Genomic DNA, 25,457 nt, shown 5'->3' on the forward strand with positions numbered 1-25,457 from the left:
GTGCTAATTCGTGAAATTTTGAATTCTGTCGTTGTAGGTCTTAAATATAAAATTTGCGAATTTTCGGTTAAATTATACCTCAAACCCTAATTTTTCACGTACTCTTGCCAAAACGCCATCGGCAATTGCACCGGCTTTTTCAGCTCCTTTTTTCAATAGAGCATCCACTTCGGGAAGGTTATTGATGTAGTAATTGTATTTTTCTCTTTCGGTTTTGAATTTTTCCTGAATCAGTTCAAACAAAGCTTGTTTGGCGTGACCGTAACCGTAATTTCCACCCAAATAGTTGGCTCTCATTGTTTCGATTTGCGATTCATTTGCCAATAATTGATAAATAGTAAAGCAGTTGCACGTATCAGGATTTTTTGGATCTTCCAGTGGCGTACTGTCAGTTTCAATACTCATGATTTGTTTACGAAGCGCTTTGTCGTCCAAGAAAATATTGATGATGTTATTGGCTGATTTACTCATTTTTCCTCCGTTTGTTCCCGGAATCAACATGCTGTCTTCTTGAATTTTGGCTTCGGGAATTACAAAAGTTTCTCCCATTTGATGGTTGAAACGTGATGCCACATCTCGGGTAATTTCCAAGTGTTGTAATTGGTCTTTTCCAACAGGAACGAATTGAACATCATACAGCAAAATATCGGCAGCCATCAGCATTGGATACGAAAACAAACCGGCATTAATATCATCCAATCTATCAGATTTGTCTTTGAAAGAGTGTGCCAAAGTCAAGCGTTGGAACGGAAAAAAACAGCTCAAATACCAAGATAATTCTGCTGTTTGCGGTACATCAGACTGACGGTAAAAAATCACTTTTTCGATGTTTAAACCAAAAGCCAACCAAGCGCAGGCAACGCTATAAGTGTTGTCTCTTAGCGTTTTTCCATCTTTTATTTGTGTAACCGAATGTAAGTCGGCGATGAAAAGGAAAGATTCGTTTTCCGGTTTATTTGAGAGTTCGATTGCTGGTATGATTGCGCCCAATAAGTTTCCCAAATGCGGAGTTCCTGTACTTTGAACTCCTGTAAGTATTTTTGCCATTTTTATTTATTTAAAACTCGTAGTGTTGTTTGGAAATATAATAATTGGACGCAAAGTTAATTCTTTTGCTAAATTTTCCGCAAGTTTCCTTACTTTTGGCTCTATGAAAAGTTTAAAAAAGATTTTTTGGGCCGTTTGGAGGATTTGGTTTTACGTTGTAATGCTTGTTCTCATCTTGATTATGCTGCCATTTTTGACGGCTTCCATATTGACCGAAAAGGGGTACCCTTATTTTTTTAAATTGGCACGTATTTGGGGAAAAGGAGTGCTTTTTTTTATGGGTTTTTATACCAAAGTAGAAAAGATGCAAAAATTGGACCCGAAAAAAAGTTATATGTTCGTGGCCAATCATACCTCGATGACCGATATCATGCTGATGCTTTCAGTGGTTGAAAATCCTTTTGTTTTTGTTGGAAAAATTTCATTGGCAAAAATTCCGTTGTTTGGTTTCTTTTACAAAAGAACAATGATTATGGTGGACAGAAGTTGTTCCAAAAGCCGAATGGAAGTGTTCAATGAAGCACAAAAGCGAATCGATAGAGGGTTAAGTATTTGTATTTTTCCCGAAGGTGGAGTTCCTCACGACCAAACCATTTTCCTAGATCATTTCAAAGACGGCGCCTTCCGATTAGCATCGGAGCATGGATTGCAAATAGTACCTTTGGTGTTTCCGGATAACAAAAAAAGATTGTCTTATACGTTTTATAGCGGTAGTCCGGGCATTATGCGTGCTAAGATTTTGCCGGCAGTCGACACTGTTTCCCCAACAGGCGAACTTTTAGATAGAAAAGAATTGAGGGAACACGTTCGGAACTTAATTCATGATGAATTGATGGCGTTTAAAATAAAGGACGAATCAGCTCAAAAAAATTAAAATAAATTTTATTTGAACCATTAAGATATTAAGTTTCATTAAGCCTTAATTTACCTTGATATCTTAATGGTTTAAAGAAAAAAAGACTATTTCGTTTTTTGGAACGAGACAGTCTTTCTTGTTTTATGCTTCAGCCAATTCTTTAATTTGGCTTTTGATTTTTTCTTCGAGTTCATCCGCCAATTCCGGATTGTCTTTAATCAGGTTTTTCACGGCGTCACGGCCCTGACCTAATTTGGTATCTCCGTAACTGAACCAAGAACCAGATTTTTTGATGATTTCAAATTCTACGGCAAGATCTAAGATTTCGCCTGTTTTTGAAATTCCTTCACCGTACATGATGTCAAATTCGGCAACTTTGAATGGCGGTGCCACTTTGTTTTTTACGATTTTCACTTTAGTTCGGTTACCCAAAACGTTTTCTCCGTCTTTAATTTGCGTAGAACGACGAATATCCAAACGTACCGAAGCGTAAAACTTCAAGGCATTACCTCCAGTTGTTGTTTCAGGATTTCCAAACATTACCCCGATTTTCTCTCTCAACTGGTTGATGAAGAAAACAGTACAATTTGTTTTACTGATGGTTCCTGTTAATTTTCTCAATGCTTGAGACATCAAACGAGCGTGAAGACCCATTTTGGAATCTCCCATTTCGCCTTCAATTTCGCTTTTTGGTGTCAATGCGGCAACCGAGTCAATAACCACGATATCAATCGCTCCCGAACGAATTAGGTTTTCGGCAATTTCAAGTGCTTGTTCCCCGTTGTCTGGTTGTGAAATGATTAGATTTTCGATATCAACATTTAATTTCTCGGCATAGTTTCTGTCAAAGGCATGCTCTGCATCGATAAATGCTGCAATTCCGCCTGCTTTTTGAGCTTCGGCGATAGCATGAAGCGTCAAAGTGGTTTTACCGGAAGATTCCGGTCCGAAAATTTCTATAATTCTTCCTTTTGGATAACCGCCAACTCCTAAAGCCAAATCAACTCCCAAAGACCCCGAAGAAATAACCTCTACTTCTTCAATGGCTTTGTCGCCCATTTTCATTACAGTTCCTTTTCCGTACGTTTTGTCTAATTTGTCAAGTGTAAGCTGTAACGCTTTTAACTTGGCTTCTTTCTCTGAACTGTTGTTTTCTTTCGTCGCCATATGTATTGTTTATTTGGTTTTCCTTAGTTTTTTACCAAAAAAAAAAGGATTCATTTGTATTTTAATGTTCGTAAAAATACTTCTTTTTTCCGAAGTAGCAAAAGTTGTTTTTCTTTTAAAAAGAAGTTGTTTTTTAAGGTAAAATGGTAATGAGTTCTTTTAATTTTATGTCCTCAGAGGAGGATCCTATTTTTATTTCAAAATCTCCAGGCTCAACTGTCCATTTCATATTTTTATCCAATAACATCAAATCTGATGGCTGTAAAGTGAAGTTTACTGTTTTGGTTTCTCCCGGTTTCAGCGTTATTCTTTCAAATCCTCTCAATACGGAGTCATAAGTTACTACACTACTATATTTGTCGCTTATGTATAATTGTACGACCTCATCACCAGAACGTTTTCCGGTATTTGTTACATTCACCGAAACCTTAATTTCTGCTTGCGAATTTAATTTAGTTGGACTTACTTTTAAATCAGAATAACTAAAAGTTGTATAACTAAGCCCGTATCCAAAAGGATAAAGTGCACCATTGACAAGTGTTTTTCCATATCCGTTGGGCCCTTCCTCTCCTCCTTGCGCGCCCTGAGAGGCTAGTTTAAACGGAAAGTTAAATTCAATTTGTCCTGTTGATTTTGGAAATGTAACAGAAAGTTTCCCTCCTGGATTATAATCCCCAAACAATGTTTCTGCAATTGCTTTTCCTCCTAAATGATTTGGAAACCAAGCTTCTAAAATAGCCGGGATAAATTTATTTGCCCAATTGATTGTGAGCGGTTGTCCATTGATGAGCACTAAGACGACGGGTTTTCCGGTAGCATACAAAGCCTCTAATAGTTGTTGCTGACGACCCGACAAATCCAGCGAAGTTCTAGACTTGCCCTCACCTGTTAGTTTCTCGTCTTCACCTAGAGCCACAATAATTACATCATTTTCTTTGGCTTCAAGTACAGCAGCATCAATATCGCTTTGTTCTTTAGCGGTCATTGGGAAATGAATTATTTCACTTTCTGGAAAGTTAGCATCTATTGTTTCGCATCCTTTTACGTAGTTCACCATTACATCTTTACCAAGGTATTCTTTTATACCATCAAGAATTGTGGTGTTTTTAAGTTCTTGTGGTCCGTAACGACTTACCATATAATTGTCTTCGGTTGCCAAAGGACCTGTGACCAATATTTTTTTTATTTTATTTTTATCTAATGGAAGTAAGTTCCCTTCATTTTTTAAAAGAACTAAGGATTGTTTTTGGATATCCAATACAAAATCTTGATTTTTATCGGCACCTACAATTTTATCGGCATTTTTTGTGTCTAAAACATACGGAGAATCAAAAAGACCTAATCTAAATTTTACTCTTAACACTTCGGCTACTCGTTCATTTATAATATTAATGGACAGTCTGCCTTCATTTACTAATTTCCGTAAAGGCAAAAGGTAGGTACTAGGCTGCCAAAAATTAGTTCGAACATCCAATCCTGCTTCTACTACTTGTCTTATAGCATCTTCGTAAGTAGGTGCGGTTTGATGTTTGGTAAAAGGATATTCAGCCGCATCACTATCACTTACTACATATCCATTAAACCCAAATTCCCAACGCAATAACTCTGTCAAAAAATAGTGACTTGAAATAATTGGTTCTCCATTCCAATCATTGTAACTAGCCATTACTCCCATTGGTTGTGCATCGTGTATTACTTTCTTGAAAGGGTAAAGGTGTATTTCTTGTAATTCTCTAGGATTTACGTGCGGATCAGTTCTTACAGTTCCATCGCGCCCCCCTTTTGGTATGCTATAAACCGCATAATGCTTTAAAGTCGAAGCTACACCCTGACTTTGAATTCCATTTACCATTTGTGTTCCCAAGGCGCCTACTAGATAAGGATCTTCTCCATAAGTCTCTAGAACACGGCCCCATCTAGGATCTCTGGCCAAATCTAGAATGGGAGTATATACATTGGTATATCCTAAAGCCTTTGCTTCGCGACCCGCAATTTGTCCTGCTTGTAACACTAGCTTTTTATTCCATGTAGAGCCAATGCCTATAGGCGCAGGAAACGGAGTCGCTTTGGTATGATTCAAACCATGAATTCCTTCATTAGTGAAATCTACAGGAATCCCCAATCTTGTCTCTTCAATAAACCATCGTTGTATTGTATTGATTGCCTCTGCGTGATTGCTAAAGGGAAATATTAAGTTTTTGCTCAAACTCCCTCCTTTTCCCACACCATTCAATTGCTCATCGATATTGGCAATACCATCTTTCCAAATCTCATTTTTCCACTTTGACGTTGGTAAAGAATCATTCAATACACGCTTATATCCATAAAGTGTTACCATTTGGCATGTTTTCTCATTGAGATTCATTTGCGATAGCAAATTATTCACTCTTTTTTCCAAAGGCTCTTTAGGATTTTCATACACATCCATTACTCCATTTTTATTGAAATCAATCCAACCTTTTTTATAGATTTTGTCTTTTTGTTGTGCATTCGACAATTGACTCATAAAAACAATTGCGATGGTAGCATACCATACATTTTTTTTTATCATAGCATATAAATATCGTGTGTTTGATGCAAAAAAAGGCAAATATGTTTGAAAAATAGAGAGAAGCTATGTAGATTAGTATCTGACAACTAATTATTCTTTAAAGTTTTATTATTTACCTGTAAAAACCGCCTTTCTTTTCTCCAAAAAAGCCTTTGTTCCTTCGCTGAAATCTTCTGTTCCAAAGCATTTTCCAAAGTTTTTGATTTCGGTTTCGTAACCGTTTTTACCTTCGGTATAATTAGCATTGATGGCTTTTATGGCTCTGCCAATGGCCAATGGTGAGTTTCTCATTATTTTTTGGGCAATTCCGGTGCAAAAATCAATCAGTTCATCTTGCGGAACAACATGGTTTACCAATCCGTAGTGTTTGGCTTGTTCTGCGTTAATCATATCGGCAGTCATAATCATTTCCATTGCACGGCCTTTTCCAACTAATTGTGGCAAACGTTGCGTTCCTCCGTAACCCGGAATTACTCCGAGCGAAACTTCTGGCAGACCCATTTTGGCATTTTCAGATGCAACTCTGATATGGCACGCCATGGCTAGTTCCAATCCTCCTCCCAAAGCAAATCCGTTGATGGCGGCTATAACAGGGGTTTTTAGGCTTTCGATACGGTTAAAAAGTAATTCTTGACCTTGAAGAGCTAATTGTGCTCCTTCTTCTATGGTAAAATGGGCAAATTCCGAAATATCTGCTCCGGCAACAAATGCTTTTTCACCAGAACCGGTTAGAATGATAACTTGAATTTCTTTGTTTTTTCCCAATACTTTTATGGCTTTGTGTAAATCATTGATGGTTTCAATGTTCAAAGCGTTTAGTTTAGTTGGTCTGTTGATGACAACTGTTGCGATGTTGTTCTCTATCGTAATCAAAAGATTGTTGTAGTTCATGTTGTTGTAATGTTGTAGTTATGAGTTAATAATGGGCAAGGTGACGATAAAAATAGTTCCTCTTCCAAATTTAGTTTCAAAGGTAATTGTTCCGTTGTAGTTTTCGATGATGTTTTTTATGATTCCGAGGCCTAAACCCATTCCGCTGTTTTTGGTGGTGAATTTTGGTTCAAAAATGTTATTGATGTGTTCCGGATTTATTCCGGTTCCGTTGTCTTTTATCGTAATAATAACTTCATTTTCTATTCTTTCTACGGTGACCAGAATCATTTTGGTTTCCTGATTTTCCGGAATGGCCTGAATAGCGTTTTTAATCAAATTGGTAACTACACGAATGAGTTGTGTACGGTCAATTTTGGAAATAATCTCTTTTTCAGAACATTCGAAAACTATAAAATCTTCATGAAAAATATCTAGAGTAAGTTCGACAACTTCAACAACATTGAGCAATTCGTTTTGTTGTGCTGGCATCGATGCAAAATCCGAAAAGGCCGAAGCCACCGAGCTCATCGTATCTATTTGCTGAATTAATGATTCAGAGAAATCGTTCAGTTTTTGTTTGATATTCGGGTCTTCGGGCTGAAATTTTCTTTGGAAACTTTGAATGGAGAGGCGCATTGGCGTAAGCGGATTCTTGATTTCATGAGCCACTTGTTTGGCCATTTCTCTCCAGGCCAAATCCCGCTCGTTTTGGGCAAGAACAATAGCGTTTTTTTCGAGCTCTTCAATCATTCTGTTGTAGGCGAGCAAAAGCATATTGATTTCTTTTATTTTGGCTGAAAAAGGAATTTTCTCGTTCTTTTGTTTCAAACTCGTTTCTCTTAATTTTTCGGCAAAATCATAGATGGGTTTGGTAATAAAAGAAGAAAGAAAATAAGCCAATCCAAATGCCAACGCAATCATTATAGCATACACTTGTAATAGGCTGACAAGGAAGTTGTTTAGTTTTTTCTCATAATAACCATCATCCGGAATGTTTGGTAATTTGAGAACGCCAATCGGTTTAAATTTTTTGTTTTTTATGAGGCTGTAGGAAGAACGGTATTTGATTCCGTTGATAGTTTTGACTTCGACAAATCTTTTGTCAATTGAGGCATTCACCAAACGCAGAATGAATTTTGATAGTGTTGGCTTTTGTGTGGTTATTGAAAAAGATTCTTTCGAAGAGGTGAGTAGTTTTCCGTTCAGTGAATAAATCTGAATTTCAGTATTTTGAATGTCCGATATTTCGTGAATTTTATCTTTGAAAATTAATTTTATATTCTCATCCGTCAGCGGATAAATCGTGTTGGAAAGCATGTAGTTAATATGCTCTTTTACATAAAATTCCATGTTTTCAATCCGTTTTTGATTGTATTCTTTGGCTACACTTTTGTATTGAAAGATAGAAATAGTTATGAGCAAAAGAGAGGTGGCAATGATTAAAACAACCATTGAAATAAAGATTCTAACGCGTAATGAAATTATCGGAATCTTAATTTTTTCAAGCATATTTTTTAAGTATTCAGTGTTCGGCTTTTAAGTATTCAGTTAGTAACCTGTGTTCAGTGTTTTGGTCTTAGCCAAACATCTGAATACTAATATACTGATTACTGATTACTATTTCGCTCCCTAATTCTTTTATAAAATTTAAAACCCAACATAATTGTAATCGAAAACAAGAAAATACCAATCACACCATAAATCCAGTTCACGGCATTTTTTAATACCACCAAGAATACCACAGCGAACAAAATTATTGTGGCAATTTCATTCCACAAACGCATATAATTGGTCGTGTATTTTACTTCATCTTTTTGTAATTGACTGAAAATTTGCTGACATTTTAAATGATATAAATATAGCACAAAAACAAAGCCAAGTTTAACGTGCATCCAAGGCATTTGTAACCAAACTTTGCCCATCGGAGTAAAAAACAACATCCAAAACGCAAAAATGCTAGCTAAAACGGCACTTGGCCAAGTGATTATGTACCATAAGCGGTAAGACATAATTTTGTATTGTTTTTGCAAAATTTCTTTTTCGGGCGAAGGTTTGTCTGCGGCTTCTATTTGGTATACAAACAATCGGACAATGTAGAAAAGTCCCGAAAACCAGGTAATCACGAAAATGATGTGCAAGGATTTAAGATAGTTGTAATATTCCATAAAAATTATTTGTTTCAAGTTTCAAGTTTAAGGTTTTTTTAGTTGAAACTTGAAACCTTAAACATGAAACAAATATTATTTAGTCCAAGTATTAATCCAGTTTCCAACGGTTTCACACCATTCATCATCATCATTTAAACACGGAATTGCCATGAAATCTTCGCCACCGTTGGCTTCAAAATCTTCTTTGGCACGCATGGCTATTTCTTCTAATGTTTCCAGACAATCGGTTACAAATGCTGGAGTCACAACGGCGATTTTCTTAATTCCTTTAGCTGGCATATTGTTGATTTCAACATCGGTATAAGGTTGCAGCCATTTGTCACCGGCTAATCTCGATTGAAAAGTAACACAATATTTGTCTTTTGGAATACCCAATTGCTCCACAACCAAGCGGGTAGTTTCATAACAATGAGTTCTGTAGCAGAATTCGGCTTGAGGCGTTCCTACTTCGCAACACATTTCGTTGGTAACAAATTTTTTGTGTGATTTGGTTTTGTCGGTTTTGCGAACGTGACGCTCCGGAATCCCGTGATACGAAAACACCAGTTTGTCATATTCAAATCCATTCAAATGTTTTTTCATTGAATTAGCTAAAGTCTTGATGTAATCGGGTTTGTTGTAAAAGGCCGGAACATCAGTAAACTTCATTTGAGGGAATTTTTTCTTCCGAATTTCTTCTGCCAAAACCAAAATAGTCAAGGTCGAAGCCATTGCATATTGCGGATATAAAGGAAAAAGAAGTACCTCGGTAACGCCTTGGTCATGCAATTCCTGAAGCCCTTTTTCAATCGACATACTTCCGTAACGCATGGCGAGTGACACAGGAATATCGGTCAAAGGTTGCACTTTTTTATGCATTCTTTCTGAAAGAACCATTAACGGCGAACCTTCTTTCCACCAAATTTTCTGATAGGCGTGCGCTGCCGCTTCCGGTCTTTTTCGCATAATAATACCTCTGACTAAAAAAGCTCTTAACAAATACGGTACGTCGATTACGTATTTATCCATTAAAAATTCGTCTAAATAAGGTTTTACGTCTTTTGCTGTTGGACTTTCTGGAGAGCCTAGATTTACTAATAATACGCCTTTCATTCTTTAAATTTAATTTTTGTCAAAAGTAGCCAACGCAACTTTTTATGAATATGATATATGTTATTTTTTGGTTATGATTTAATATCTAAAATTGATAATGTTTTACACATTTGAATTGATAGACATCAAATATTTTTTTGGGGTTGTGGCAAATTTCTTTTTGAAAGCCGCTATAAAATGGCTTCCGGTGCTGTACCCAATTTTCAATCCCACTTCATTGACATTGTATGAACCAGTGTCTAGCAATTGACGGGCATAATCCATTTTATAGTCGAAAAGATAGCCATAAACGGTATCGCCATAAATTTGCTTGAAACCCATTTTTAGTTTCTTTAAAGTCAAACCTATTTCGTCTGCAAGTTCTTGTAATCCTGGTGGTTCAGCCATGTTGGCAATGATGATTTCTTTGGCTTTTTTTATTTTGTACACGTTTTCTTCGTCAATCAAAAACGGACATTGTTCTGCATTTGGGTCTTCGGAACGATTAAAATACAGACTCAATAATTCGTAACCTTTGCCTTTGTAATACAAATTCTTGATGGAAGGATTCAAATTATAATGAAACAATTGACTCAAAACAATTGCCATCGAAGGACTGATATCTCCCTCTTTATAATATTTTTTGTCTTTATTCTCATCGCTTAAAAACGGAATATGTCCTGCATCATTTGAAAATAAGCGGTGGAATTTTTGAATCGAAATTAAAATTGAAATGACCCAAGTATTAGGCGCTAATTCCAAATTGAGTGGTAATTCTTTTTGAGGATTGTAAAATAAATAAGATTTTTCTTCATTTAAATCCAATGCATAATTCCCTTGGTTAAAGTTAAATTTTGCCTTCCCCTTTAATCCAAAATGAAATTGAATCAATCCACTACTAACCTCATGCTGAGCTTGAAAGGAAACATCGGAGTCATTTTGAAAACGAAGTAGGGTAAAATCATCTTCAATTGTTATAATATCTTGTGAACCCATAGCGATATTTTTTTAACAGATAAAAAAATCCTTTTTTAGTTATTTATTTAAAATCATTCTAAATAAGCCGAAATACGACCTCATTAATGCCACAAAAATAGCAGTTTTTATCATAAAATAACGAATTAAAATCAAAAAAGCATGTAGCGACACAAAAAGTACTTTTGGCGTTGTTTTTATAGAAACGATAATAATAATTTTGTAATACTTTAAGTGAAAGTGTATATATGGAAAATCATAACGGTTCTAAGCATCAGTTTTTTTACTCTATTGGATTAAGCTATAAAAAAGCTGACGCCGAAATAAGAGGTAAATTTAGTCTTGATACTGTAGCTCAAACACGTTTATTGGAACAAGCCAAAACCGAGGGAATCAAGAGTTTATTTGTAACTTCAACGTGTAACCGAACCGAAATTTACGGCTATGCCGAACACCCTTATCAATTAATAAAATTACTTTGTGAGAACAGCAACGGAACTGTTGAGGATTTTCAAAAAGTGGCTTATGTTTATAAAAATCAAGAAGCGATTTCGCATTTATTCCGTGTTGGAACTGGTTTGGATAGCCAAATTTTGGGAGATTTTGAAATCATCAGCCAAATACGAAACGGTTTTGCCGAAGCCAGAGCAATAGGATTGTCCAACGCGTTTATGGAACGATTGGTCAACGCAGTGATTCAAGCGAGCAAAAAAATAAAAAACGAAACCGAAATCAGTTCGGGTGCCACATCGGTATCTTTTGCTTCGGTTCAATATATTATCAAGAACGTTCCAGACATTGGAAACAAAAATATTTTACTTTTCGGAACAGGGAAAATCGGAAGAAATACCTGCGAGAATTTGGTAAAACACACCAAAAACGAACACATTACCTTAATCAACAGAACCAAAGACAAAGCCGAGAAATTAGCTGGAAAGTTGAATCTTATTGTTAAGGATTACTCGGAACTGCATATCGAACTGCAAAAAGCCGATGTTGTGGTGGTGGCTACGGGAGCTCAAAATCCGACTATCGACAAAGCCATTCTGAATCTGAAAAAACCGATGTTGATTTTGGATTTATCCATTCCAAAAAATGTTCACGAAAATGTCAAAGACCTTGAAGGTGTTACTTTGATTCATATGGATCATTTATCTCAGATGACTGACGAGACATTGGAAAACAGAAAGGCCCATATCCCGGCAGCAGAGTCTATTATTGAAGAAATAAAGGAGGAATTTGTCGCCTGGACCAAAGCAAGAAAGTTTGCGCCAACGATTAATGCCTTGAAAGAGAAGCTAAACACGATAAAAAATTCGGAGTTGGATTTTCAAAGCAAAAAAATTGCAAACTTCAATGAAGAACAAGCCGAAATTATTAGTTCAAGAATCATCCAAAAAATTACAACCCATTTTGCCAACCATTTAAAAAATGAAGACACAATGGTAGACGAAAGTATCGATTGGATCGAAAAAGTATTTCAAATAGAAACGAATTCAAAATAGTTTTACCATTAAGATATTAAGAGAATTAAGTTTTGAGGCTAAATAATTTAACCATTAAGATATTAAGAGAATTAAGATTAGAGGTGTTATAAAATATATCTTAATGAACCTTAATATCTTAATGGTGAAAAAAAACGTTCTATGACAAAAAAAGATGTTACGCAATTAGCTTATGAAATTACGGGGTTTGCCATAAAAGTGCATAAAGCTTTAGGCCCCGGACTTTTAGAAAGCATTTATGAACAATGCCTTAAATATGAATTAGAACAAAATGGATATGATGTTAAACAACAATTGGTTGTTAAAATAGATTATTACGACCTTGAATTAGAATCTGATTTAAGAATTGATTTACTTGTGAATGACTGTGTAGTTGTTGAATTGAAAGCGATAGAGAACCTTTTACCAATTCACGAAGCACAATTGCTTACGTATATGAAATTGTTACAAAGACCTCAAGGATTATTGATAAATTTTAACACCCTGAACATAACAAAATCAATGAAACCACTTGTAAATGAGTTTTTTACAAGATTAACAGATTAAATATAAAAATTGCCTTAAAGAGATTGAACCATTAAGAGATTAAGGAAATTAAGTTTATACCTTTTAAAAACTTAATTTTCTCAAATACAATACAAAGCTTAATGTTCCTTAATATCTTAATGGTAAAAAAAAGAAAATGGCTGAAAAAACAATACGTATTGGAACCCGTGACAGTGAACTCGCTTTATGGCAAGCCCACACGGTAGAAAAAAAACTAAACGATTTGGGTTATAAAACCGAAATTATTGCCGTAAAATCACAAGGCGATATCATTCTCGATAAGCCACTTTACGAACTGGGAATAACCGGAATTTTTACCAAAACGCTCGACATTGCCATGATAAATGGTCAGGTTGATATTGCTGTACATTCTATGAAAGACGTTCCCACTGCTTTGCCCATGGGGATTGTTCAAGCTGCTGTTTTGGAAAGAGCCAATACTGTAGATATTTTGGTGCACAAAGGCAATCTTGATTTTTTGCAGGGAGAAGGAACTGTTGCCACCGGAAGTTTGCGCCGTCAGGCTCAATGGTGGAATAAATATCCCAATCATACCGTAGTCGATTTGCGCGGAAACGTAAATACCCGAATGCAAAAATTACAGGAAAACAATTGGAACGGAGCCGTTTTTGCCGCTGCCGGTTTAGAAAGAATCAACCTGAAACCCGAAAATTACATTAACTTAGATTGGATGATACCCGCTCCCGCGCAAGGAGCAATGGTAGTTGTGGCGATGGCCGAAGACGATTTTTGCCGCGATGCTGTTGGACAACTAAACGATATTGAAACCGAAGTCTGTACACATATTGAAAGACAATTCCTAAAAACGCTAGAAGGGGGTTGTACCGCACCAATCGGGGCTTTAGCAAAATACAACGAAATTGAAGATACCATTGATTTCAAAGGAGTTTTATTTTCGATTGACGGAAAACAAAAAATCGAAGTTAACAAAATAGTTCCTATCGAAGAATGGAAAAAACTAGGCTATAATTCGGCTCAGGAAATTTTTGCAAATGGTGGAACAGAGTTAATGAAAACGATAAAAGAAAGTTTGAAAAAATAAGGAGCGAATGATTAGGCATTTTTGCCAAGATGGGTTCCCGCTCTCATTCCAATCTTTTTTTAGCCGATGAAAAATCGGCAAAAAAAAGGATTTTCCCTTCGATCGGGGCTAAAAGAGAAACATTTGGCTTTTTCAGAATTATTCAAAAAAACAAAAAATGAGTAAAATCCACATACTATCCACCAAAATTCTTTCATCCGTTCAAAAAGAAGAATTGATAAAAGAGGATTTTGAGGTAACCGAAGCCAATTTCATCAAAACCAAAAGTTCAGATTTTGACTTAAAAGAAATCAACGATAATTTGATATTTACTAGTCAAAATGCGGTTCAGAGCATTTTGCTTCATCCAAAAAATGGAGAATTAAAATCCAAAAACGTATTTTGTGTTGGTTTGAAAACCAAAGCCTTGTTGGAAGAAAATGGCTTCACGGTTGAGGTTTATGTGGATTACGCCTCCGATTTGGCCGAAATCATCACTTTGATTTATGGCAAACAAAGCTATACTTTTTTTAGTGGCAATCTCCGAAAAGAAACTTTGCCAAAAGCCTTGAAAACAGCCAAAGTCAACTTCAACGAAATTCAGGTGTATGAAACCACGCTGACGCCTCATAAAATAAAAACTAAAGTCGATGCCATACTGTTTTTTAGTCCTTCGGGCGTAGAAAGTTATTTGGCTGAAAACAAAATAAAAAACGAAATTTGCTTTTGCATTGGCGAAACCACCGCTGAAGCTTTAGAAAAAACAACCAGAAATATAATCGTCGCAGAACAGCCATCGGTTGAAAACGTGATTGAGGATGTAATAGCAGAATATAAATAATTAAGACCTAACAGGTTTTCAAAACCTGTTAGGTCTCTTGAAAGACAAACAAACTAAAATGATAAAGAACGACCTATTTTTAAAAGCCTTAAAAGGAGAAACAGTACAACGCCCGCCGGTGTGGATGATGCGTCAGGCAGGAAGATATTTACCAGAATTCCGCGCTTTGCGTGACAAATACGATTTCTTCACGCGTTGTGAAACTCCGGAATTGGCTGCCGAAATTACTGTGCAACCTATTCGCATCATTAAACCAGACGCAGCGATTTTGTTTTCGGATATTTTGGTAGTGCCTAGAGCGATGGGAATTCACGTAGAATTGAAAGATAATTTGGGTCCAATTATCCCAAATCCAATTCGCACGATGGAACAGGTAAATCAGGTTTTTGTTCCAAATATCGAAGAAACTTTGGGTTATGTGATGGACGCCATAAAATTGACCAAAGAAATGCTGGACGATGAGGTGCCTTTGATTGGTTTCGCGGGTTCGCCTTGGACAATTTTCTGTTATGCCGTTGAGGGAAAAGGATCGAAAAGCTTTGATACAGCCAAAGGATTTTGTTTTTCAAACCCGGTTGCAGCACACACTTTATTGCAAAAAATCACCGATACCACGATTTTATATCTAAAAGAAAAAGTAAAAGCGGGAGTAAATGCCGTTCAGATTTTTGATTCTTGGGGCGGAATGCTTTCGCCTGTCGATTATCAGGAATTCTCATGGAAATACATCAACCAAATTGTTGAGGCTTTGGCAGAGGTTACTCCCGTTATTGTTTTCGGAAAAGGATGCTGGTTTGCCCTTAACGAAATGGGAAGAAGTAAGGCATCGGCTTTGGGAGTTGATTGGACTTGCACACCAAGAAATGCACGTTATTTATCTGGTGGGAACGTGACTTTACAAGGGAATTTTGATCCATCAAGATTACTTTCTCCGATTCCGACCATCAAGAAAATGGTTCATGAAATGATTGACGAATTCGGAAAAGACAAATACATTGTGAACTTAGGTCACGGAATTTTACCAAATATCCCTGTAGACCACGCCAAAGCGTTTGTGGATGCGGTGAAGGAATACGGAGAAAAATAGTTGGCGGTTGTTGGGAAAATCATTAACGACTATCAACTAACAACTATCAACAAACAACCAATAAGAAAATGCTAAACAAAGGCTTACGAGATCAGGAAAGTATCCGAATTGACAATGTGCTCAAAAAGCTGATGTCATTGGTTTATGTGCCCAAGTTTTGGAATTTGGAAGACCTACTTTTTCTAGAAAATGAATTAAAAGACTTGGCGATGAATGTCGAAAGTCTTCAAGAATTTGAAGAAGAAGAATTGATTATTCATTTGCAACGGCTTCATTTGGATTGGAATCAGTTGGAGTTATTTGCTGATTTTTTGGTTGCTTTTTCCAAGGATAGTCAGTTTGATTTTAAAGAAAAAGCCATTGCTATTTATAATTATATCCAACAGGAAAGCAAAGTCTTTTCGTTTGGAATTATTAATAAGTTAGCCGCTTTGAAGGCCAATTTATAAAAGGATTAGTAAGAAGTGAAGACGTATTATTTGATTGAATTATAAAAATAAATTTGCTTTTCTATATTTGTAATGACAATTATATCAACACTATGACTGAAAAAGAGTTACAAGATTATTTAAAGACAAGATATCCCATCGAAAATGAAAAATGCGAATGGAAAGAGTTTAAGTCGTTAAAGAATTCTGTTTCGGGTGATGCCGGGAACGATGTGATATCTTATATTTCAGCAATTGCTAATATGCAAGGTGGAAATTTGATAATTGGAATTCAAGATAAGACATTGAATATCATTGGAATTCAAGATTTTGCAGGTTACACAATTGAGAATATTCGATTTAGAATTAATGGAAATATTACGAATCTAAACGTTGAAACATTTAGTGTTCAAGAATTCATTACATCTGATACTAACAAGACGGTTTGGATTTTTCAAATTCCTAAGCATCAGTTCAGATTACCCGTTTATGCTCATAAAAAAACGTGGCAACGTATTGATGATAATTTGGTCGAAATGACCAAAGCAAGATTAGATGCTATTTTGACTCAATTTCAAGTTAATGAGGATTGGTCTAAAGTAATTATACAAGAGGCAACCATAGAAGATTTGGATCAGGAGGCGATTAAAAAAGCTCGGGTTGAATTTAAAAAAAGGAATCCTAAATATTCAGATGAAGTTGATAATTGGAACGATGCCGACTTTTTAAATAAATCCAAACTTACCATTAAAGGAAAAATAACTAGAACAGCTTTAATTCTTTTAGGGAAAGACGAGTCCGAACATTATTTGGACTCATCGGTAAAAATCAGATGGAATTTAAAAACTGTTGACAATCAGGATAAGGATTTTGAGATATTTTCCATTCCGTTTTTATTGTCTGTTGATGAAGTTTATAAAAAAATCAGAAATTTAAAATACCGTTATTTACGAGATGGAACCTTGTTTCCAGATGAGGTGTTACGATATGAGCCATTCAATATTAGAGAGTCTTTAAATAATGCAATTGCTCATCAAGATTATTCAAAAGGAGCCCGAATTAATGTTGTTGAGTTTGAAGACGACCACTTGGTTTTCTCTAATTATGGTTCTTTTTTGCCTAAATCAGTTGAAGACGTAGTACTAAATGACACTCCGGAAGAGGTGTATCGAAATCCATTTTTAGTCGAAGCAATGAAAAATTTGGATATGATTGAGACTCAAGGCGGAGGCATTCGAAAAATATTTAACTTTCAAAAACAACGTTTTTTCCCTTTGCCTGATTATAATTTTGACGATAACAAAGTTAAGGTGACAATAACGGGCAAAATTTTAGATGAAAATTTTGCTAGAATATTAATTCACAATAAAGAGTTGAGATTAGAAGAAATTATTCTTCTTGATAAAGTGCAAAAGAAGAAGGATATTTCTGAAAGTGAATTTAAGCTTCTTAAAAAAAACAAATATATTGAAGGTAGAAAACCCAATATTTATCTTTCGCATATTATTGTAGAATCAGTTAATAACGAAGAATTAAAAAGAGAATATTTAGCGAATAGAAGTTTTGATGATGCTCATTTTAAAGAAATGATTTTGGAATATTTGAAGAAATTTGGGAAAACAAAACGAAAAGCAATTGATGATTTAATTATTCCTAAACTTTCAGCTATTCTTTCGGAGGATAAAAAGAAAAAGAAAGTAACTAATTTTCTTTCTGCTCTAGGTAATGAGGGTAAAATACAATGTTTACCGGGATATTATTGGGAAACAGTTTAGACACTTTTAGATGCTTTTAGACACTTTTTTAGACACTTTTAATACTTTTAACATTGAAAAATAAATTCTATACATACATACAAAACCTTCAAGACACAATAGTCGCAGGATTAGAAGCTGCTGACGGAACTTCCAAATTCCGTGAAGATATTTGGGAACGCCCTGAAGGCGGTGGTGGAAGAACCCGAGTGATTGAAAACGGAGCCGTTTTCGAAAAGGGCGGAGTGAATATTTCGGCGGTTCATGGAAAATTGCCGGATACAATGCGTCAACTATTCAACGTAGGCGAAGCCGATTTTTTTGCCTGTGGATTGAGTTTGGTTTTGCATCCAAAAAACCCAATGGTGCCAACAGTTCACGCCAATTGGCGTTACTTTGAAATGTACGATGATAATGGTAATGTGATTCAGCAATGGTTTGGCGGAGGTCAGGATTTAACGCCTTATTATTTGTTTGAAGAAGATGCCAAACATTTTCACCAAATCTGTAAAACTTCGTGTGATAAGCATAATCCCGAGTTTTATCCACTTTACAAAAAGAAATGCGACGAGTATTTTTGGAATGCACACCGCAACGAAGCACGAGGAATTGGCGGTTTGTTTTTTGATTATTTAAAAGCCACTCAAGAACGTTCTATGCAAGATTGGTACAACTTTGTATCTGAAGTGGGAAACAGCTTTTTGGATGCTTATTTGCCTATTGTAGAAAGAAGAAAAAATCTTCCGTTCACTCCAGAACAAAGAACCTGGCAGGAAATTCGTCGTGGTCGTTATGTGGAATTCAATTTGGTACACGACAAAGGCACGCTTTTTGGACTAAAAACCAACGGAAGAATTGAAAGTATTCTAATGTCTTTACCTCCACACGTGCAATGGGTGTATGACCATCATCCAGAAGCGGGAAGTGAAGAAGAAAAATTATTGAATGTATTAGAGAAACCTGTTGATTGGATAGCTCCATGGGAGCGACATATTTATAGAACAAGAATTTGAAATCAAGAATTTAAGCTCCATGGGAGCGACATATTTATAGCAAAATAATGGCAAATACCTATACACAAATTTACATTCATATTGTTTTTGCGGTTAAAGGAAGGCAAAATTTAGTTTCCAAAAATTGGAAAGATGAGCTATATAAATATATCACAGGAATCATTACAAATGAAGGCCAAAAATTAATTGCCATTAACGGAATGCATGACCACATTCATATTTTGGTTGGATTAAAACCTAATAAAGCATTATCTGATTTAGTTCGAGATATAAAATCTAATTCATCCAAATTTATCAATGAAAAGAGGTGGATTAATGGGAAGTTTGAATGGCAAACCGGTTTTGGTGCTTTTTCATATAACCATTCACAATTGACAAACGTTATCAATTATATTCAAAATCAAGAAGAACATCATAAAAAGAAAACATTCAAAGAAGAATACATTGATTTTTTAGAAGCATTCAATATAGATTATAATAATGAATATGTATTTGAAGATGTTTGAAAATACAAATATGTCTATAAATATATCGCTCCGACGGATGCTATAAATATGTCGCTCCGATGGAGCTCTGATTGAATTTTAAAAAAACATTCTATAAATATTGCGCTCCGATGGAGCTTTAAAAATCATAAATCATATGTTCCCATTACACAGAGGCCGAAGATTACGCGTTAACGAATCCATTCGTTCATTAGTTCGCGAAACGACTTTAAGTCCGGCCGATTTTATGTTCCCGATGTTTATTGCCGAAGGCGAAAATGTAAAGGTTGAAATTCCCTCGATGCCGGGGATTTTCCGTCGTTCGATAGATTTAACCGTTGCCGAAGTCAAAGAATTATTTGAATTAGGAATCCGTGCAGTTAATATTTACGTAAAAGTAAGCGAGGATTTAAAAGACAATACAGGCAAAGAAGCTTGGAATCCAAGCGGATTGATGCAACAAGCCATTCGCGCGATCAAAACGGCTTGCCCCGAAATGATTGTAATGCCCGATGTGGCTTTGGATCCCTATTCGATTTACGGTCACGACGGAATTATTACCAATGGCGATGTCGAAAACGATGCTACTAACGACGCTTTGGTAAAAATGGCCGTTTCACATGCCGAGGCAGGTGCCGATTTTGTAGCTCCATCTGATATGATGGACGGACGCGTTTTAAGATTGCGTCAAGGATTAGACGCCGCCGGTTTCCATAATGTGGGAATCATGAGCTATTCAGCAAAATATGCGTCGGCGTTTTATGGACCTTTCCGCGATGCTTTGGACAGCGCGCCAAGAGAAGCCGATGTGGTTGTTCCAAAAGACAAAAAAACCTATCAAATGGATTATGCCAACCGAATCGAAGCCGTAAAAGAAGCTCTTTGGGATGTAGAAGAAGGCGCGGATATGGTGATGGTAAAACCCGGAATAGCCTATTTGGATATCGTTCGTGAGGTGAAAAATGCTGTGGATGTTCCCGTAACGGTTTTCCATGTTTCGGGCGAATATGCGATGATAAAAGCCGCTGCCGAAAGAGGTTGGTTAGACAACGACAAAATTATGATGGAGCAATTAATGTGTATCAAAAGAGCAGGCGCAAGTTTGATTTCGACTTATTTTGCAAAGGAAGCCGCCGTACTTTTGAATAAAAAATAATATCGGAATGAAAAAAATTGTATTAATAACAGCAGCAGTTCTAGCTTTTTCCTGTAAAAAAGAAAGCCAGGAACCTTTTGGAAAATCAAATGAAAGTACTGAAGTTCAAACTCCCGAAGCTTTAGGAAAAGATCTTTTTGAAGGCAAAGGAAATTGTGTTGCCTGTCATCAAGTTGACCAAAAAGTAGTTGGACCAAGTATTGCAGCAATCGCCAAAATCTATAAAGACAAAAGCGGAAATTTGGTTAATTTTCTCAAAGGTGAAGGTGAGGCGATTGTTGATCCGGAGCAGTTTCCGGTAATGCAAGCCAATTTGGAAATTACTAAAACTTTTTCAGACGAAGAATTAAAAGCGATAGAAGCCTATATTTATTCCAATTTGAAATAGTCTTAATAGATATTAATTTAAAAAGCAGAAGAACCATTTGTGTAAACGAATGGTTTTTTTATTGTAACATTTTAAATTTGTGTATTTTATTTTACAAAATGTAAAATAAACTTGTCTTATTGGAAAATAAATTTTACATTTGATTACTAATTTAAAAATTGAACGTTATGAAAATCAACTATTTGTTTCCACATCGGTTTAAAAAATTCGGGTGGATTGTGTTTATTTCGGTTTTGGTTTTTTATGTTTTATGCCTTTTTAATCAAGATTTGTTTAATGATTACTTTGAAGAGAAATTAAACTTTAAGGTTTTTGCAATAATAGATGTTGATTTTTGGGATCGCAAGACACATTTTTTTAAAATGATTAAAAATAACATAATAGACGAATTGATTTTATGTCCTTTAATTATATCTGGAATTTTGGTGGGCTTTTCAAAAGTAAAAGTAGAAGATGAAATGGTGTCGAAAATAAGATTAGAAAGTTTGGTTTGGGCGACCTATGTTAATTATGTAATTCTTCTTTTTGGATTAATTTTTGTTTATGGAATGACATTTTTAGACATTCTATATGCAAACATATTTTCTCTTTTGCTTTTCTTTATTATTCTTTTTCACTGGAAGTTGTACCAATATAATAAAATGTCTAGCGATGAAGAATAGTGTAAAAGTGCAGCGTGCCATTGCCAACATCACCCAAGCAGAATTGGCGGAAAAGATTGGCGTAAGCCGTCAAACCATCAATGCAATTGAGGCAGGAAAGTATGTTCCCTCTACAGTTTTGGCTTTGAAAATTGCAAGATTATTTGAGAAATCGGTTAATGAGATTTTCGAACTTGAGGAAACGGATTAATTTTTTACTTTTATAAAATGGAAACAGCCTACATAAAAACACCTTTAGGAATTGCCGAAATTATTGGTGACGAAAATGGTATATCGGTAATTTCCGTTTCAGATGAGGGAATTGTTTCAAAAGAAATTCCGACCGTTTTACAGGAAGTTGTTTCTCAACTCAATGATTATTTTGAAGGAAAAAGAACTGATTTTACTTTCAAATTAAATCCTGCTGGTACCGAATTTCAGCAAAAAGTATGGAAATCGTTACTCGAAATTCCTTTTGGAAAAACGATGTCTTATTTGGAATTATCCAAAAAATTGGGTGATGTCAAAGCCATTCGTGCTGTGGCTTCCGCCAATGGGAAAAACCCGCTTTGGATTGTGGTTCCCTGCCACAGAGTCATTGGGACTGATGGTTCGCTCACAGGTTACGCAGGAGGTTTATGGAGAAAAAAATGGCTTTTGGAACACGAAAATCCAAGCACTCAGCAAAGTTTATTTTAAAAGCAAATAAAAACGAATTGTACGAATTTGCATAAATTATTTTTATAGATTTATAAAAGTTAATTTATCAGAATTTGAGTGATTTTTTGCACTAATTAATTTGTGATAATTCGTGTAATTTGTGGGCAAAATAAATTTTTATGATTGAAAAAATAAATCTCAACAACATCCTTTTCCTCGATATTGAAACCGTCCCCGATGCTGCGGATTATAATTCTTTGGATGACGAAATGAAAAACCTTTGGGAACAAAAAACATCATACCAAAGAAAAGAGGAGTTTTCGGGGGAAGAATTTTATGATCGAGCAGGAATTTGGGCTGAGTTTGGGAAAATTGTTTGTATTTCTGTGGGGTATTTTGTCATCAAAGGAGATGTCCGAAATTTCAGGGTTACTTCTTTCTTTGGCGAAGAGCCAAAAATCCTAAAAGATTTCAATAATTTGCTGAACAACCATTTCAATCAGCCGCAGCATCTTTTATGCGGGCATAACGCCAAGGAATTTGATATTCCGTTTCTGGCGCGCCGAATGATTATCAACCAAATTCCAATTCCCGATAAACTCAATTTATTTGGCAAAAAACCATGGGAAATTCCGCATCTTGATACTTTGGAATTGTGGAAGTTTGGCGATTACAAACATTTCACTTCATTGAAATTATTGTGTAAAGTTCTCGGTATCCCATCGCCAAAAGGCGATATTGATGGGAGTCAGGTAGGTCACGTTTTTTATGTAGAAAAAGACATTGACAGAATTGTAACGTATTGTGAAAAAGATACCATCGCTGTGGCACAAATTTTTCTCCGATTACGACGAGAAGATTTATTGATTGAGGAAGAAATAATTCATGTTTAAAGAATTTGAATAACAATATCAATTGCAAAATTCAATATCAATGACAATAAAAAGAATTTAAAAACATTAAAATTCCTTCTTAATTTTCAAAAGTCAATCAAAATTGAATATTTTTCATATTGCCATTGAATTTTGCAATTGATAGTGTCATTGCCATTGCCATTGAATTTTGAAATTGCCATTGATTCATTTACATTTACAAAAATTATAAATTATGGTATTAAGTAGATTTTGGTTGGTTATTTTCATTTCGTCGATTGTTTTCGTTGCTGTCAGTTTGTTTACTGGGAGCAGTTATAGTTTAGATTTTGTATTGAATGGAAAAAAAGATGACCCTATTTTAATATCCGAAAAATACATTGAGCAAGTACCTGTTTTTATCAAAGACAGTATCAAAAAGGCGAAAGATCAGACAATGATTATCAACCGTGATACACTGAATGCCGACACGACTTATGTGTATAAAAACAAAACCGTTAAAATTTTTAGTGGGGTTCAAAAATCAGATGGTTTGTTGCCCACTTGCAAAAGTACGTTGCTTGATTTGGTATTGCCGCTTATGGCTTATCTGGCTTTTTTCTGCGGATTGATGGAGCTTTTAATTATTTCTGGAGCTTCCGAAAAACTGGCCAAGCTTTTGAGTCCGGTTTTTGTTAAAGTGTTTCCAAGCGTTCCAAAAAATCACCCTTCGATTTCCTACATGACCTTGAATTTTGCTGCTAATTTCTTGGGATTGGACTCAGCTGCAACTCCGTTTGGATTAAAGGCAATGGAAAGTTTACAGGAAATCAACCCCGAAAAAGACAAGGCGAGCGATGCACAGATTATGTTTATGTGTTTGCACGCTTCAGGTCTTACATTAATCGCCACTTCTATCATTGGTTATCGCGCGGCCGCAAATGCCACAAATCCTGCCGATGTGATGTTGCCATGTATCATTACTTCGTTTATTGGAACAATTGCCGCTTTTTTAATTGTAGGAATTAGGCAAAAAATTAATTTCAAAAGTGCCTCTTTGGTTGTATCCTTAATGGCGTTAATAGCAGCAATAGTCGGCTTGCTGATGTATGTAAATCATTTGGATTTAATTGGAAAAAATTATTTCACTTCGAATCTTTCTGCTTTGATATTGGTGGTAATTATTGTTGCGACTTTAATTTTGTCTTTTGTTAAAGAAAAGAAATTTACAGAAGCAAAGACTACCGTTTTTGAAGCTTTTGTGTCGGGAGCTAATAATGGAGTGAAAACAGGAGTTACTATTTTTCCTTATGTTTTGGGAATGTTGGTGGCAATTTCATTATTCAGAAACAGCGGTTTGTTCGAAATTATCAGTAATTGGATTGCTTTTGTTTTTTCAAATATGGGTGTAAGCAAAGAAATTACCGACGCTCTGCCGGTAGCATTGCTTAGACCGTTCAGTTCTGCGGGATCAAGAGGATTTTTGATTGATTCGATGAATACTTTTGGAGCCGATTCTTTGACTGGTAGATTAAGCAGTATTTTTCAATGCAGTGCCGAAAGTACGTTTTATGTAATTGCGGTATATTTTGGTTCGGTTAATATCAAAAACACTCGTTATGCCTTGGGAACAATGCTTATCGTCGACTTGATTTGTGTGATTACAGCTATTTTTGTGGCAAGTTGGTTTTTTTAATAATTATTGCGTTTTTTTAAGAAAAACTTTTGAAATTTTTAGATTTCAAAAACTTAAATTCGCGCCAAAATTATTATACCATGAAATATACATTCTTAGCTATTCTCGTTACATTTTTTGTTTCCTGTACCACCAAAGATACTCCAGAGGAAGAAGTAACCCCAATTGATTATTCAGCTCAAAATGACAAAGAAATACAAACTTACATTGCCAATAATCAGTTAGATGCCCATAAAACAAGTTCAGGTTTGTATTATGTAATCACCGAAGAGGGAACGGGTAAACAACCAACAGGTACTTCGAATATTACAGTAACTTACAAAGCTTATTTTACAAACAAAACGGTTTTTGATCAAAGTGCTGATTCAGGTATTTCATTTAATTTAAGCCAAGTAATAAAAGGATGGAATGAAGGCCTTCAGTATTTTAAAGAGGGCGGAAGTGGTATTTTGTTAATACCGGCTCATTTGGGATATGGCAGTTTTAATTATAACGGAATTCCCGGAGGTACAGTCTTGGTTTTTGACGTAAAACTTATTTCGGTTAACAATTAAAATTTTTATCGAATAATTGAGTTGAAGACTTTTCGTTTTTAGTCAAAATAAAAAAAAATAAAAGCATCTTGTAAAACACAAGGTGCTTTTATTTTTTAAGGG

General features: G+C 35.5%; 26 protein-coding genes. 18 read left to right on the forward strand and 8 right to left on the reverse strand.

Features of this window, described 5'->3' with window-relative positions:
• Positions 1-72: 72 nt before the first annotated feature.
• A complete protein-coding gene (gene trpS / locus EM308_RS04335; protein ID WP_035632773.1) occupies positions 73-1,047 on the reverse strand; it encodes a tryptophan--tRNA ligase in 975 nt (324 codons plus the stop codon).
• A 103-nt stretch (positions 1,048-1,150) separates the two neighbouring features.
• On the opposite strand from trpS, the gene EM308_RS04340 reads away from it, so the two are divergent.
• Entirely contained in the window at positions 1,151-1,921 is a 771-nt protein-coding gene (locus EM308_RS04340) for a lysophospholipid acyltransferase family protein (RefSeq protein ID WP_035632877.1), read from the forward strand.
• Positions 1,922-2,044: 123 nt separating this feature from the next.
• On the opposite strand, the gene recA is transcribed toward EM308_RS04340, so the two are convergent.
• The 7 genes from recA to EM308_RS04375 form a co-directional block, all read right to left on the reverse strand.
• Positions 2,045-3,070 (reverse strand): recombinase RecA, encoded by a 1,026-nt coding sequence (recA, locus tag EM308_RS04345; protein ID WP_035632775.1) that lies wholly within the window; start codon positions 3,068-3,070, stop codon positions 2,045-2,047.
• Between the two features lie 133 nt (positions 3,071-3,203).
• Positions 3,204-5,621 carry a glycoside hydrolase family 3 N-terminal domain-containing protein gene (locus EM308_RS04350; protein ID WP_035632777.1) on the reverse strand — a complete coding sequence of 806 codons (2,418 nt, stop codon included), beginning with the start codon at positions 5,619-5,621 and terminating at the stop codon, positions 3,204-3,206.
• A 108-nt stretch (positions 5,622-5,729) separates the two neighbouring features.
• Positions 5,730-6,512, reverse strand: coding sequence for an enoyl-CoA hydratase/isomerase family protein (locus EM308_RS04355; protein WP_035632779.1), 783 nt, complete (start codon positions 6,510-6,512; stop codon positions 5,730-5,732).
• Between the two features lie 18 nt (positions 6,513-6,530).
• Complete coding sequence (locus EM308_RS04360; RefSeq protein ID WP_035632782.1) at positions 6,531-8,003, reverse strand: sensor histidine kinase; 1,473 nt, start codon at positions 8,001-8,003, stop codon at positions 6,531-6,533.
• Positions 8,004-8,101: 98 nt separating this feature from the next.
• Entirely contained in the window at positions 8,102-8,659 is a 558-nt protein-coding gene (locus EM308_RS04365; RefSeq protein WP_035632785.1) for a CopD family protein, read from the reverse strand.
• 75 nt (positions 8,660-8,734) lie between these two features.
• Positions 8,735-9,754 (reverse strand): ferrochelatase, encoded by a 1,020-nt coding sequence (hemH, locus tag EM308_RS04370; RefSeq protein ID WP_035632787.1) that lies wholly within the window; start codon positions 9,752-9,754, stop codon positions 8,735-8,737.
• 102 nt (positions 9,755-9,856) lie between these two features.
• Positions 9,857-10,729 (reverse strand): AraC family transcriptional regulator, encoded by an 873-nt coding sequence (locus EM308_RS04375; protein ID WP_035632791.1) that lies wholly within the window; start codon positions 10,727-10,729, stop codon positions 9,857-9,859.
• Positions 10,730-10,956: 227 nt separating this feature from the next.
• On the opposite strand from EM308_RS04375, the gene hemA reads away from it, so the two are divergent.
• The 17 genes from hemA (at position 10,957) to EM308_RS04460 (ending at position 25,355) form a co-directional block, all read left to right on the forward strand.
• Positions 10,957-12,213, forward strand: a complete 1,257-nt coding sequence (hemA, locus tag EM308_RS04380) for a glutamyl-tRNA reductase (RefSeq protein WP_035632793.1) — start codon at positions 10,957-10,959, stop codon at positions 12,211-12,213.
• 141 nt (positions 12,214-12,354) lie between these two features.
• Positions 12,355-12,759: a GxxExxY protein gene (locus EM308_RS04385; RefSeq protein WP_035632795.1), complete on the forward strand. Its 405-nt coding sequence runs from the start codon at positions 12,355-12,357 to the stop codon at positions 12,757-12,759.
• 136 nt (positions 12,760-12,895) lie between these two features.
• A complete protein-coding gene (hemC, locus tag EM308_RS04390) occupies positions 12,896-13,822 on the forward strand; it encodes a hydroxymethylbilane synthase (protein ID WP_035632796.1) in 927 nt (308 codons plus the stop codon).
• 157 nt (positions 13,823-13,979) lie between these two features.
• Positions 13,980-14,642, forward strand: a complete 663-nt coding sequence (locus EM308_RS04395; protein WP_035632799.1) for a uroporphyrinogen-III synthase — start codon at positions 13,980-13,982, stop codon at positions 14,640-14,642.
• Positions 14,643-14,700: 58 nt separating this feature from the next.
• Complete coding sequence (gene hemE / locus EM308_RS04400; protein WP_035632879.1) at positions 14,701-15,729, forward strand: uroporphyrinogen decarboxylase; 1,029 nt, start codon at positions 14,701-14,703, stop codon at positions 15,727-15,729.
• Between the two features lie 68 nt (positions 15,730-15,797).
• A complete protein-coding gene (locus EM308_RS04405) occupies positions 15,798-16,178 on the forward strand; it encodes a hypothetical protein (protein ID WP_035632802.1) in 381 nt (126 codons plus the stop codon).
• A gap of 92 nt (positions 16,179-16,270) precedes the next feature.
• Complete coding sequence (locus tag EM308_RS04410; protein ID WP_035632804.1) at positions 16,271-17,932, forward strand: ATP-binding protein; 1,662 nt, start codon at positions 16,271-16,273, stop codon at positions 17,930-17,932.
• Between the two features lie 53 nt (positions 17,933-17,985).
• The gene (hemF, locus tag EM308_RS04415; RefSeq protein WP_051877587.1) at positions 17,986-18,924 is read left to right on the forward strand and encodes an oxygen-dependent coproporphyrinogen oxidase; all 939 of its coding nucleotides are present in this window, start codon (positions 17,986-17,988) and stop codon (positions 18,922-18,924) included.
• 47 nt (positions 18,925-18,971) lie between these two features.
• Entirely contained in the window at positions 18,972-19,430 is a 459-nt protein-coding gene (gene tnpA, locus EM308_RS04420; RefSeq protein ID WP_035632807.1) for an IS200/IS605 family transposase, read from the forward strand.
• Between the two features lie 136 nt (positions 19,431-19,566).
• The gene (gene hemB / locus EM308_RS04425; RefSeq protein WP_035632809.1) at positions 19,567-20,565 is read left to right on the forward strand and encodes a porphobilinogen synthase; all 999 of its coding nucleotides are present in this window, start codon (positions 19,567-19,569) and stop codon (positions 20,563-20,565) included.
• Between the two features lie 7 nt (positions 20,566-20,572).
• Positions 20,573-20,953, forward strand: coding sequence for a c-type cytochrome (locus EM308_RS04430; protein ID WP_051877588.1), 381 nt, complete (start codon positions 20,573-20,575; stop codon positions 20,951-20,953).
• A gap of 167 nt (positions 20,954-21,120) precedes the next feature.
• Entirely contained in the window at positions 21,121-21,615 is a 495-nt protein-coding gene (locus EM308_RS04435; RefSeq protein ID WP_035632814.1) for a hypothetical protein, read from the forward strand.
• Positions 21,605-21,805, forward strand: coding sequence for a helix-turn-helix transcriptional regulator (locus tag EM308_RS04440; RefSeq protein WP_035632816.1), 201 nt, complete (start codon positions 21,605-21,607; stop codon positions 21,803-21,805). The genes EM308_RS04435 and EM308_RS04440 overlap by 11 nt, the downstream gene beginning before the upstream one ends.
• 17 nt (positions 21,806-21,822) lie before the next feature.
• Positions 21,823-22,293 (forward strand): methylated-DNA--[protein]-cysteine S-methyltransferase, encoded by a 471-nt coding sequence (locus EM308_RS04445; protein WP_035632818.1) that lies wholly within the window; start codon positions 21,823-21,825, stop codon positions 22,291-22,293.
• Between the two features lie 140 nt (positions 22,294-22,433).
• The gene (locus tag EM308_RS04450) at positions 22,434-23,147 is read left to right on the forward strand and encodes a 3'-5' exonuclease (protein ID WP_035632820.1); all 714 of its coding nucleotides are present in this window, start codon (positions 22,434-22,436) and stop codon (positions 23,145-23,147) included.
• A gap of 214 nt (positions 23,148-23,361) precedes the next feature.
• Entirely contained in the window at positions 23,362-24,801 is a 1,440-nt protein-coding gene (locus tag EM308_RS04455) for a nucleoside recognition domain-containing protein (RefSeq protein WP_035632822.1), read from the forward strand.
• Between the two features lie 80 nt (positions 24,802-24,881).
• Positions 24,882-25,355, forward strand: coding sequence for an FKBP-type peptidyl-prolyl cis-trans isomerase (locus EM308_RS04460; protein WP_035632882.1), 474 nt, complete (start codon positions 24,882-24,884; stop codon positions 25,353-25,355).
• Positions 25,356-25,457 lie beyond the last annotated feature (102 nt).

The organism is Flavobacterium gilvum (assembly GCF_001761465.1).
Lineage (GTDB): Bacteria > Bacteroidota > Bacteroidia > Flavobacteriales > Flavobacteriaceae > Flavobacterium > Flavobacterium gilvum.

Coding starts and splice junctions, on each gene's coding strand:
- hemC (WP_035632796.1), top strand. CDS start 12,896: ATGGCTGAAAAAACAATACGTATTGGAACCCGTGACAGTGAACTCGCT.
- EM308_RS04360 (WP_035632782.1), bottom strand. CDS start 8,003: ATGCTTGAAAAAATTAAGATTCCGATAATTTCATTACGCGTTAGAATC.
- hemB (WP_035632809.1), top strand. CDS start 19,567: ATGTTCCCATTACACAGAGGCCGAAGATTACGCGTTAACGAATCCATT.
- EM308_RS04410 (WP_035632804.1), top strand. CDS start 16,271: ATGACTGAAAAAGAGTTACAAGATTATTTAAAGACAAGATATCCCATC.
- EM308_RS04375 (WP_035632791.1), bottom strand. CDS start 10,729: ATGGGTTCACAAGATATTATAACAATTGAAGATGATTTTACCCTACTT.
- EM308_RS04385 (WP_035632795.1), top strand. CDS start 12,355: ATGACAAAAAAAGATGTTACGCAATTAGCTTATGAAATTACGGGGTTT.
- EM308_RS04450 (WP_035632820.1), top strand. CDS start 22,434: ATGATTGAAAAAATAAATCTCAACAACATCCTTTTCCTCGATATTGAA.
- EM308_RS04430 (WP_051877588.1), top strand. CDS start 20,573: ATGAAAAAAATTGTATTAATAACAGCAGCAGTTCTAGCTTTTTCCTGT.
- EM308_RS04365 (WP_035632785.1), bottom strand. CDS start 8,659: ATGGAATATTACAACTATCTTAAATCCTTGCACATCATTTTCGTGATT.
- EM308_RS04445 (WP_035632818.1), top strand. CDS start 21,823: ATGGAAACAGCCTACATAAAAACACCTTTAGGAATTGCCGAAATTATT.
- EM308_RS04340 (WP_035632877.1), top strand. CDS start 1,151: ATGAAAAGTTTAAAAAAGATTTTTTGGGCCGTTTGGAGGATTTGGTTT.
- EM308_RS04460 (WP_035632882.1), top strand. CDS start 24,882: ATGAAATATACATTCTTAGCTATTCTCGTTACATTTTTTGTTTCCTGT.
- hemA (WP_035632793.1), top strand. CDS start 10,957: ATGGAAAATCATAACGGTTCTAAGCATCAGTTTTTTTACTCTATTGGA.
- hemE (WP_035632879.1), top strand. CDS start 14,701: ATGATAAAGAACGACCTATTTTTAAAAGCCTTAAAAGGAGAAACAGTA.
- recA (WP_035632775.1), bottom strand. CDS start 3,070: ATGGCGACGAAAGAAAACAACAGTTCAGAGAAAGAAGCCAAGTTAAAA.
- EM308_RS04350 (WP_035632777.1), bottom strand. CDS start 5,621: ATGATAAAAAAAAATGTATGGTATGCTACCATCGCAATTGTTTTTATG.
- hemH (WP_035632787.1), bottom strand. CDS start 9,754: ATGAAAGGCGTATTATTAGTAAATCTAGGCTCTCCAGAAAGTCCAACA.
- EM308_RS04355 (WP_035632779.1), bottom strand. CDS start 6,512: ATGAACTACAACAATCTTTTGATTACGATAGAGAACAACATCGCAACA.
- EM308_RS04395 (WP_035632799.1), top strand. CDS start 13,980: ATGAGTAAAATCCACATACTATCCACCAAAATTCTTTCATCCGTTCAA.
- EM308_RS04440 (WP_035632816.1), top strand. CDS start 21,605: ATGAAGAATAGTGTAAAAGTGCAGCGTGCCATTGCCAACATCACCCAA.
- EM308_RS04435 (WP_035632814.1), top strand. CDS start 21,121: ATGAAAATCAACTATTTGTTTCCACATCGGTTTAAAAAATTCGGGTGG.
- tnpA (WP_035632807.1), top strand. CDS start 18,972: ATGGCAAATACCTATACACAAATTTACATTCATATTGTTTTTGCGGTT.
- EM308_RS04405 (WP_035632802.1), top strand. CDS start 15,798: ATGCTAAACAAAGGCTTACGAGATCAGGAAAGTATCCGAATTGACAAT.
- trpS (WP_035632773.1), bottom strand. CDS start 1,047: ATGGCAAAAATACTTACAGGAGTTCAAAGTACAGGAACTCCGCATTTG.
- EM308_RS04455 (WP_035632822.1), top strand. CDS start 23,362: ATGGTATTAAGTAGATTTTGGTTGGTTATTTTCATTTCGTCGATTGTT.